This is a genomic window from Eggerthella sp., assembly GCF_048329335.1.
In the GTDB taxonomy this organism is placed as follows: Bacteria; Actinomycetota; Coriobacteriia; order Coriobacteriales; family Eggerthellaceae; genus Eggerthella; species Eggerthella lenta.
Genome location: NZ_DBFEGU010000123.1, coordinates 1 through 9,075, shown reverse-complemented (window position 1 = coordinate 9,075; position 9,075 = coordinate 1). Strand labels below are relative to the sequence as shown.

The following is a 9,075-nucleotide window of genomic DNA, read 5'->3' as shown; positions in this document are numbered from 1 at the left end:
TGCAGCACCACCTCCACCACGCCGTCGGCGCGGTAGGCGCGGGCCATTGCCGCCGTATTGTCGATGCGGGCGTCGTTCGGCGTCATGACCGAGCAGTTGACCGCAAGGTAGCGATCGGAGATGGCGCGCAGGATATCGTCGGCGTCCTCGTCCACGAGCAGGCGGTTCGCTCTCTCGCCCGAGCAATCGTCCAGGCACACGATCACGCCTCCGTGCTCCTCGATCACCTTGCCCACCTTGTTGATGACGCCGCCCGAAGGGCACCCGGTGAGCAGGATGCGCTTCGCCGTGGCGGCGACAGGGCGCTCGCCCGCAGCGTAGGCGCGCTCGCGCTCGTCCGCCAGAGCCTCCAGCTTCCCGACGAACGTCTCCACATCGAAGCTGAACGTGCTGGCCAACAGCGTGCTCATGAGCTCCACGCCGCGCATGGCGGGCGGCTCGCTCCTCTGCAGCTCGTAGAGTCGCACGAGCGCGCGCCGGTAGCGGTTGCGCAGTCGCGCCGCATCGCGCAGCTTCCCGTCGTCGATGCGCACGCCGAAGCGGCGTTCGAGCTCGCTCGCGAACAGCTTCACCTCTTCGTGCCAGATATCGGCGGCGTAGGAGCGCGCCTGGCTCTGGGGCAGATGCAGCACGTGCACGTCCTTGAGGTCGGCGAGCAGCTCGTACATCTTCTTCTTGCCATCGCAGGTAGTCTCGCCCACGATGATGTCGGAGAAGTAGGTATAGGGGCATTTCTCGGTCAAGGCGAAGCCGTAGGTGCCCTTGATGAGCGGGCACAGGTTCTTCGGCAGCACGGTCTCGGCGTCGGGAATGGCCTCGTCGCTCATGCCGCACAGGCCGATGGCTGCCATGCCGGCCGCATCGATCACCTCGAGCGGCGTGTACGAGCACAAACACCCCGCCAGCTTGCCGCCCCGCTCCTTATACTCCTTGGCCGCCAGAAAGCCCAGCTTGCGAGCTTCGTTGAAATCCTCGAACGAGCGCGGCAACGCGTTATCCGGCATGGCGCCCCTCCCCTTCCTCGGCCAGCAGCGCGGCTCCCACGGCGCCGGCGAAGCGCGCGCGGGGCTCGGTGGCCACAAGCTCGCCCAGGCGCGCGCCGAGGCGCTCGACGAAGTACCCGTTGTCGCACAGGCCGCCCGTCAGGAAGTAGGGTGCGCCCTTGCCCTGCGCCACGAGCACCGACACCCGCTCCACCACCGATTCGATCACGGCGTACGCGATGTCCTCGCGCGGCGTTCCCTTGCCGATGAGGCTGATGACCTCGGACTCCGCGAACACCGTGCACATGGACGAGATGGACGTGGGCGCGCCCATCCGGGCGAGGCGCGCGAGCTCCTCCTGGCTGACGCCGAGGCGGTTCGCCATGACTTCGAGGAACTTCCCCGTGCCGGCCGAGCACTTGTCGTTCATCGCGAACTTGACCACCTTGCCGCCGCGCAGCACGATGACCTTCGTGTCCTGGCCGCCCACGTCGACCACGGTGCCCCCGCCGCCGAACAGGAAAGCGGCGCCCTTGCCGTGGCAGGTGATCTCGGTGACCACGCGGTCCGCATAGGGGACCGCGACGCGCCCGTAGCCCGTCGCGACGCAGGGAAGCCCGCGCGGGTCGAAGCCGCGCGCGAGCAGCTGCTGGGCCAGGCGCTCGGCCGCATCGACGCTGCTGAACCCCGTGGGGCACACGAGCGTCTCGGCGAGCCGGCCGTCTTCGAGCACCGCCGCCTTCGCGGCCGTGCTTCCTATGTCGATGCCGATCGAGGGCATGGGCGAGGTCCTTTCATCTTTTCTCGGCGCGGGGGAGAACGTGGCAGGCCGTGCGTTCTTTCCTTAGTACAATTCCACCTCGTGCACGGCCTCGTACGCCAGGCCGCCGCTCTCGAGGGCGTCCAGCAGCGCGCCGCGCTCCTCGGCGGGGACGCACCAGGCCAGGCCGCAGCCGGCGGAAACCTCCGACGGGATGGGTATCATCCTGCCCGGGAGGCCCGTCTCGCGGGCGGCGGCCTCAACGGCCATCGCATCGCTCGTGGACGCGAACGTCACCACGGCTTTCGGCGTCTTCTTCCGCACGGCTCAGGCCTCCTCGGCGATGGCGGCCACGGCGGCGATGCCGGCGTCCACCTCGTCCTCGGTGTTGAAGCTGCTGAAGCTGAACCGCACGGCGCCCTGGCGCTGCGTGCCCAGCGCCTCGTGCATGAGCGGCGCGCAATGGGCGCCGGCGCGCGTGCAGATGCCGAACTCGGCGTTGAGCGCGTCGCCAACTGCCGCAGAGTCCGCATCGCCCACGTCGAGCGCCACGATGCCGCAGCGCCCCGCGTCCCCGCCTCCGCCCAGCACGCGCACGCCGTCGATGCCGCGCACGCCGCGCTCGAAGCGCTCGGCCAGCGCGCGCACCTGCGCGCCCAGCTCCTCCACGCCGCGCTCCTCGATATAGGCGAGCCCCGCGCTCAAGCCGGCGATGCCGTGGGCGTTCAGCGTGCCTGCCTCCAGGCGCTCGGGCATGCGCGCGGGATGGCGCCGGTCGTAGCTTTGCGTCCCTGAGCCGCCCACCTTCAGCGGCTCGATCTCCACGCCTTCCGCCACGGCGAGGCCGCCCGTGCCCTGGGGGCCGTACAGGCTCTTGTGCCCGGTGAACGCCACGACGTCCAGCCCATCGCGCCCCATGTCGATGGGCACGACGCCCGCCGTCTGGGCCGCGTCCGCCACCAGCAGCGCGCCGTGCTCGCGGCACAGGCGCGCGATGCGGGCGATGTCGTACACGTCGCCCGTGAGGTTGGAGGCGTGGGTGACCGCCGCCAGCCGCGCCCCCGGAAGCGCCGCCTCCAGCGCGTCGTAGTCCAGCGCGCCGCGCGCATCGTGGGGAACCACGACCACCTCGCAGCCGCGCTCGTCAGCCAGGCGGTACAGCGGGCGCAGCACCGAGTTGTGCGAGGCGGCCGTGGTCACCAGCTTGTCTCCCGGCCGCGCGAGCCCGACGATGGCGGTGTTCAGCGCCTCGGTGGCGTTGCTCGCGAAGGCCACGCGCGACGGGTCGCCGGCGCCCAGCAGACGCGCGAGCTGCTGGCGTGCCCGGAACACGGCGTAGCCCGCATCGAGCGACGCCTCGTGCACGCCGCGCCCTGCGCCGCCGAAGCTGTTGACGGCGCGCGCCACCGCCTCGGCCACCTCGGGCGGCTTGACGGCGGTTGTCGCCGCGTTGTCGAAGTAGATCATAGCTCCACGGTCCTTAAGTCTCGCGCGCCCGACCCTACGGACGGATGATGCCGCGCGCGTTCGCCTGCTTCTCCACGATCACGTACATGTTCGTGGCCTCGCCCACTTCCAGCCGCTCGGCCAGGCCGTAATGGTTCAGGCACGTGCCGCAGCTCATGATCTCAACGCCGGCCTCGGCGAGCGCGCGCAGGTCGTCGAGCGACGAGGATCCCGTGCAGGCGAGCTTCACGCCGCCGTTGTACATGAGCACCGTCTCGGGCAGCTCGTCGAGCTGCGTCAGGGCGAACACGAAGCCCTTCATCAGCACGGCTCCCAGCTCGTCGTCCCCCGAGCCCATGAACTCGGACGGGATCACCGCCACCCGGCCGCCCGCAGGCGATTGCTCGACCGCCGGGCAGCTCGCGGCGCTTCCCGCTTCGCCGTCTGACGCCGCGCCCTTCGCGAAGGTCACTGCGAACACGCCTTCGCCGCGCTCCTCGCCGACGGCTCCCACCTTGAGCGTCTTCGCCAACGCCTCCAGGTTGTGCACCGCGGTCTCGTTGTCAACGAGCACTTCGAGCACGCCCTCCCCCATGGCCGAGAGCGCCTTCTTGGCGCGCACCACGGGAAGCGGGCACGCCTGACCCCGTGCGTCGATCTGCTCCATCGTCTTCCTTCTTTCTCATCGTTATCACCTGTCGTCCCGAATGCAGCGCCCCGGTCGTCATCCCGAGCGAGCGGAGCGGGTTCGTTGGATCACGTGCGGCGATAACCGTGGCGCTCCCTGCTGGCGCCGCACGGGATCCTTCGACTCCGCGCCTGCGGCGTTCCGCTCAGGATGACAATCCCTGCAGGGCATCCGCTCAGCAAAACGTGTCCCGCCGCGCGTTCAGCTGGCGCGGCAGCCGGGCTACGCCCTCGATCGGGACGCCCTCCTCCTGCGCAAGGCGCTCCAGCAGCTCCACGTCGTCGCACGACGCGAGCAACGACACCCCGCAGGAAGCGCGCGCGGCGCGGGGCGTGGGCGAGATCCTCGCCTTGGCCCCCGCGTCGCGCGCCAGCTCGTACAGACGCCAGCCGTCGGTATGGCTCGAGAACAGGATATAGCAATCCTCGGGACGTGCGTCCTTGTTCACGGTATCGGCAGCGTCTTGTTGCATGGCCTTACGCGTCCAGCATCTCGATGAACGCGCCGATGCGCGTGCGCAGCTGCTCGGCGTCGTTGTCGGCGTAGTCGGTCTCGAGGCCCAGGCACGGGATGCCCTCCTCGGCAAGCGCGTCCGCCAGCGGCGCCTTTTCCACGTCGTAGAGCGTGCAGAACTTGAGGTTCGCGTCGATCACGCCGTCGACCTTGTACTCCTTCGCCATGCGCACCACGTCCGCGACGCGACCCGGGTTCGGCGTGAAGCACGCGCAGTTGTTCTTCATATAGCGCTGCGCCAACGCCTGGAACATGCCGTCGAGCGTGCCCTCGCCCTCGTCCACCTCGTTCTCGAAGTAGCGCGTGCCCGTGCACATCTCCTCGCACACCACCACGGCGCCGCTCGTCTCGACGATATGGTGCAGCTTCCAGTTCGGGATGGCCAGCGGCGTGCCCGTGATCAGGATGCGCTTCGTGCCGGCGGGCACCACGCCCTCGCCGCGCTCGATGCGCGCTTCCAGCTCGTCGGCCAGCTTGTTCGCCGTCTCGGCGCAGCGCACCGGGTCGTCGAAGAACGCGATCTGCATCATGAGCAGGGCGTCCTTGCCGCTGATGGGCACCGGGTCTGCCTTGCGCGCCTCGAACACGCGGGCCAGCGCGCGACGCTTCTCGTTGATGGTGCGAATGGCACGGGCAAGGTTCTCGGCCGTCAGTTCGTTGCCCGTCTCGGCCTCCACCTCCTTGGCGAACAGCGCGATCTCGTCTTTCCACGCCGCGATGTCCTTCTCGCGCTTCATCTGCGGCACGTCCATGACGTAGGTCTTCTTGTCGGCCCCCAGGATCTCGTAGGCCTTCTTCTTGCCGTCGCACGTGGTCTCGCCCACATACATGTCGGCCACGCTGAAGTACGGACACGTCTTGCCGAAGTGCGCGCCGAGCGACGCCTTGATCAGCGGGCAGATGCCGCTGGGCAGCACCTTCTCGCCTTCGGGCACCCAGAACTGCGAGCCGCCGCACAGCCCCGTGACGGCGCCGCCGCAGGCGACGACCACCTCGTCGGGCACGAACACGCAGAACGTGCCGAACACCTTGCCGCCCTGCTTTTGCAGCTCGATGAGCTCCGCGGGGCGCACGCCGTGGATCTCCGACACCACGAAGTCGTAGAACGCCATGTTCTCAGGGCGGTTCTCCTGCGTGAGGTACGTGTCGCCGAACGCCATCGGCAGCACGGCGCACAGCTGGTCGTGCGTCTCCAGATCCATGCCCAAGTCTTTCCACATTGCCTGATAGTCAGCCATGAAGGCCCCCTTCGATACCAGTCGATAGCAAAGTTGCGATGTTATTCGGTTGTCGTTGCAGAAATGACGGTGCAGCGTCGCCGGATGCGCGCATGCGCATGCGGGACGCGATGAGGTGCGCGATGATGAAGCGTCGCCTTGCATGCAGAAATGGCACCCGCGCAGAATCGTGCCAATGCGAGGCGACGAGGTAATGATACCGTATCGCAGCCGCCCGCCGCAATCGCAGGGCAGCTTATCGGCGAAAGGCCGGCGGAAAAGCCCCTACCGATCGACGTCCTTCTTCCGGTACACGAACCAGTACGCCATGCCGACGGCGACGCCGCCGGCGACGTTGCCCAGCGTGGCGGCCGACAGGTTCGTCGCGATGCCGGCCAGCGTCACCGCGTCGGGCGCACCCACCCCCATCGAGTTGAGCAACAGCCCCATGGGGAGGAAGAACATGTTCGCCACGCAGTGCTCGAACCCGCACGCAACGAACGCAGAGATGGGCAGCAGGATGCCGAGCACCTTGTCGGCGACGGTGCGCGCCGAGAACCCGATCCACACGGCCAGGCACACGAGGATGTTGCACATGACGCCCTTGAAGAACAGCGTCGTCCAATCGGGCGCCACCTTGCCCGCGGCCACGCTGACGAAGGCCTCGCCCACCGCGCCTCCGTTCATGGCGGCGACGTTCGCAAAGTGGACGAGCGCGAGCGCGACGAGCGCGCCGGCGAGGTTGCCGAGCCACACGAGCAGCCAGTTGCCGAACAGGGACCTCCAGCCGATACGGCCCGACGCTTTCGCGCACACCAGAAGCACGTTGCCGGTGAACAGCTCCGCGCCGCAGCACAGCACGAGCACCAGCCCGAGGCAGAAGCAGAGTCCGCCCACCGCGCGCTGCACCGCGAACGGCATGGAGGGGTCGCCCAGGAACACGCAGAAGTACAGCGCCCCGAACGCGATGAACGCCCCGGCCAGCATCGCGGACGCGAAGCACTTCGCCTTCGGCATGGCCGCCTTGGCCTCGCCGACCTTCTCGGCCTTCTCCGCGATTTCAGCCGGCGACAGCGCATCCGGCCTGAGCGTTTGGATCTCGTCCTGCATCATGATCGCATCTGGTTCCTTCCTTGCCTGGTCGCGGCTTCTTCGCGCGTCCCCTGCGAAGCCGCACGGTATGGTACCGCAACTCGCGGGCGCAGGGAGAAACAAAAGCGTTTTCCTCGACAATTTCCCCATCTCGTCGTCCTGCTCGTCGCATCGCCGAATCGATACCCGGCCGTCGGTGCATCGGCGCGCGCAACACTGGTATACTTTGGCGAGCGGCCGCGTCGGCCGCGCATCCCCGCACCCGTGTTCGAGAAAGGCGTTTCCATGGCGAATCCGTCACGCACCGATCTGCTCCGCGCGCTCCCGCAGGTGGAGGAGATGCTCCAGCTGCCCGAGGTGAGCGCGCTTCTGTCGCTCCTCCCCCGCAGCGTGCTGGCCGATTGCGTGCGCGAGGCCGTCGACGAGACGCGTCGAGCCGTGCTTGCAGGAGCATGCGAACGGGTCGACGTTCCGGCGCTCGCCGAATCGACGCGCGCCCGGGCGTTCGCCCGGGCGCGCCCGTCGCTGCGCCGCGTGATCAACGCCACGGGCATCGTCGTGCACACGAACCTCGGGCGCAGCCCGCTTGCCGACGAGGCCGTGAGCGCCGTGAGCGACGTGGCGCGCGGCTACTCCACGCTGGAGTACGACACCGATGCCATGGCGCGCGGCAGCCGCCACGACCATGTGGAGCGCCTCATCTGCACGCTCACCGGCGCCGAGGCGGCGCTGGCCGTGAACAACAACGCGGCGGCGGTCATGATGGTGCTCCACGAGTTCGCGCGCGGGCACGAAGCCGTGGTGTCGCGCGGCGAGCTGGTGGAGATCGGCGGATCGTTCCGCGTGCCCGACATCATGGAGCTGTCGCAGGCGCGCATGGTGGAGGTGGGCACCACGAACAAGACGCATGCCGTCGACTACGAGCGCGCCATCGGCGCCGACACCTCGATGCTGTTGAAGGTGCATCCTTCGAACTACCGCGTGGTGGGCTTCGCCGAGAGCGTGTCGGCGCGCGACCTGCGCCCGCTGGCCGATGCCGAGAACGCACGGCGCACGGCATCCGGCGAGCCGGGCGCGGGCGAGCTTCTGGTGTACGAGGACCAGGGATCGGGCGCCTTCCTGAACCTCGATGCGTTCGGCGCGTACGCCGAGCCCACCGTGGCCGAGTCGCTGCAGGCGGGCTGCGACCTCGTGTCGTTCTCGGGCGACAAGCTGCTGGGCGGCCCGCAGGCGGGCATCATCGTGGGAGCGAAACGGTTCATCGACCGGCTGAAGAAGAACCCTTACGCCCGCGCGATGCGCCTCGACAAGATGACGCTGGCCGCGCTGGAGGCCACGCTGCGCCTCTACCTCGACCCCGCGATCGCGCTCGAGCGCATCCCTGCGCTGCGCATGCTGTCCGAGCCGGCCGAAGCCGTGCGCGGGCGCGCCGAGCGGCTGGCGCGCACCTTGGAGGAAGCGCTTCCCGCAGGGGCGGCGCGCATCGACGTGGTACCGGATACCGCGCGGGCCGGCGGCGGCGCGCTGCCGTTGTGCGACATCGACTCGCATGCGGTGCGCATCGAGTTTTCGCGCGGGGACGCGCAGGGGTGCGAGACGTTCCTCATTGCGCGGCGCGACGTGCCCGTGATCGGGCGCATCAAGCACGACGCCGTGCTGCTGGACGCGCGCACCGTGGCCGAGGACGAGCTAGCCGAGGTCGCCGAGGCCGTGCGCGCCTACTTCGACGCGCTCGACGCCGGAGCCGAGGGGAGCCGCGCATGAGCGGGCGCACGCAGACCGACCTCGTGCTGGGCACGGCCGGCCATATCGACCACGGCAAGTCGTCGCTCGTGCTGGCCTTGACCGGAACCGACCCCGACCGTCTGGCAGAGGAGAAGCAGCGCGGCATCACCATCGAGCTGGGCTTCGCGCGCCTGGCGCTTCCCGACGGCACCGTGCTCGGCGTGGTGGACGTGCCGGGCCACGAGCGCTTCGTGCGCCAGATGATCGCGGGATCGACGGGCATCGACCTGGCGCTTCTTTGCATCGCCGCCGACGACGGCATCATGCCGCAGACCGAGGAGCACCTGGCCGTGCTGGAGCTTCTGGGCATACGCACCTGTGTGGCGGCGCTCACGAAAACCGACCTCGTGGACGAGGAATGGGCGCTGTTCATGGCCGATGAGGTGCGGGGCCGCCTGGCCGGCACGCCTTTCGCGGATGCCGATATCGTCCCCGTGTCCAGCCGCACGGGCGCCGGGCTTCCCGAGCTGCAAGAGGCTCTGACACGCGCGGCGCGCACCACGCGGCGCGCGAAGGCGGGCTCGCGCCTGCGCCTGCCCGTCGACCGCGTGTTCAGCATCAAAGGCGCCGGGACCGTGGTCACGGGCACCC

General features: G+C 69.1%; 10 protein-coding genes. 2 read left to right on the top strand and 8 right to left on the bottom strand.

Translation table 11 applies throughout. From position 1 onward, the window contains the following. The 8 genes from ACMO6A_RS03830 to ACMO6A_RS03795 all read right to left on the bottom strand — a co-directional run. Nucleotides 1-1,004: double-cubane-cluster-containing anaerobic reductase (locus ACMO6A_RS03830; protein WP_418470807.1), on the bottom strand; the 1,004-nt coding region annotated here is incomplete at its 3' end. Then, entirely contained in the window at nucleotides 994-1,764 is a 771-nt protein-coding gene (locus ACMO6A_RS03825; protein WP_009307098.1) for an acyl-CoA dehydratase activase, read from the bottom strand. The genes ACMO6A_RS03830 and ACMO6A_RS03825, both read right to left, overlap by 11 nt. A gap of 63 nt (nucleotides 1,765-1,827) precedes the next feature. Further along, the gene (locus ACMO6A_RS03820; protein WP_009307099.1) at nucleotides 1,828-2,067 is read right to left on the bottom strand and encodes a DUF3343 domain-containing protein; all 240 of its coding nucleotides are present in this window, start codon (nucleotides 2,065-2,067) and stop codon (nucleotides 1,828-1,830) included. A gap of 3 nt (nucleotides 2,068-2,070) precedes the next feature. Further along, nucleotides 2,071-3,210 carry an aminotransferase class V-fold PLP-dependent enzyme gene (locus ACMO6A_RS03815; protein ID WP_009608617.1) on the bottom strand — a complete coding sequence of 380 codons (1,140 nt, stop codon included), beginning with the start codon at nucleotides 3,208-3,210 and terminating at the stop codon, nucleotides 2,071-2,073. 34 nt (nucleotides 3,211-3,244) lie between these two features. Continuing rightward, the gene (gene yedF / locus ACMO6A_RS03810; protein WP_009307101.1) at nucleotides 3,245-3,856 is read right to left on the bottom strand and encodes a sulfurtransferase-like selenium metabolism protein YedF; all 612 of its coding nucleotides are present in this window, start codon (nucleotides 3,854-3,856) and stop codon (nucleotides 3,245-3,247) included. A 196-nt stretch (nucleotides 3,857-4,052) separates the two neighbouring features. After that, on the bottom strand, nucleotides 4,053-4,349 hold the full coding sequence (locus ACMO6A_RS03805) for a DUF3343 domain-containing protein (RefSeq protein ID WP_009307102.1): 297 nt from the start codon (nucleotides 4,347-4,349) through the stop codon (nucleotides 4,053-4,055). A 4-nt stretch (nucleotides 4,350-4,353) separates the two neighbouring features. Beyond that, nucleotides 4,354-5,628, bottom strand: a complete 1,275-nt coding sequence (locus ACMO6A_RS03800) for a double-cubane-cluster-containing anaerobic reductase (RefSeq protein WP_009307103.1) — start codon at nucleotides 5,626-5,628, stop codon at nucleotides 4,354-4,356. 264 nt (nucleotides 5,629-5,892) lie between these two features. Continuing rightward, on the bottom strand, nucleotides 5,893-6,720 hold the full coding sequence (locus tag ACMO6A_RS03795; RefSeq protein ID WP_009307104.1) for a formate/nitrite transporter family protein: 828 nt from the start codon (nucleotides 6,718-6,720) through the stop codon (nucleotides 5,893-5,895). A gap of 264 nt (nucleotides 6,721-6,984) precedes the next feature. On the opposite strand from ACMO6A_RS03795, the gene selA reads away from it, so the two are divergent. Next, nucleotides 6,985-8,463: an L-seryl-tRNA(Sec) selenium transferase gene (selA, locus tag ACMO6A_RS03790; protein ID WP_009307105.1), complete on the top strand. Its 1,479-nt coding sequence runs from the start codon at nucleotides 6,985-6,987 to the stop codon at nucleotides 8,461-8,463. Beyond that, nucleotides 8,460-9,075, top strand: a 616-nt coding sequence (locus ACMO6A_RS03785) for a GTP-binding protein (protein WP_418470806.1), incomplete at its 3' end; no start/stop codon positions are given. The genes selA and ACMO6A_RS03785, both read left to right, overlap by 4 nt.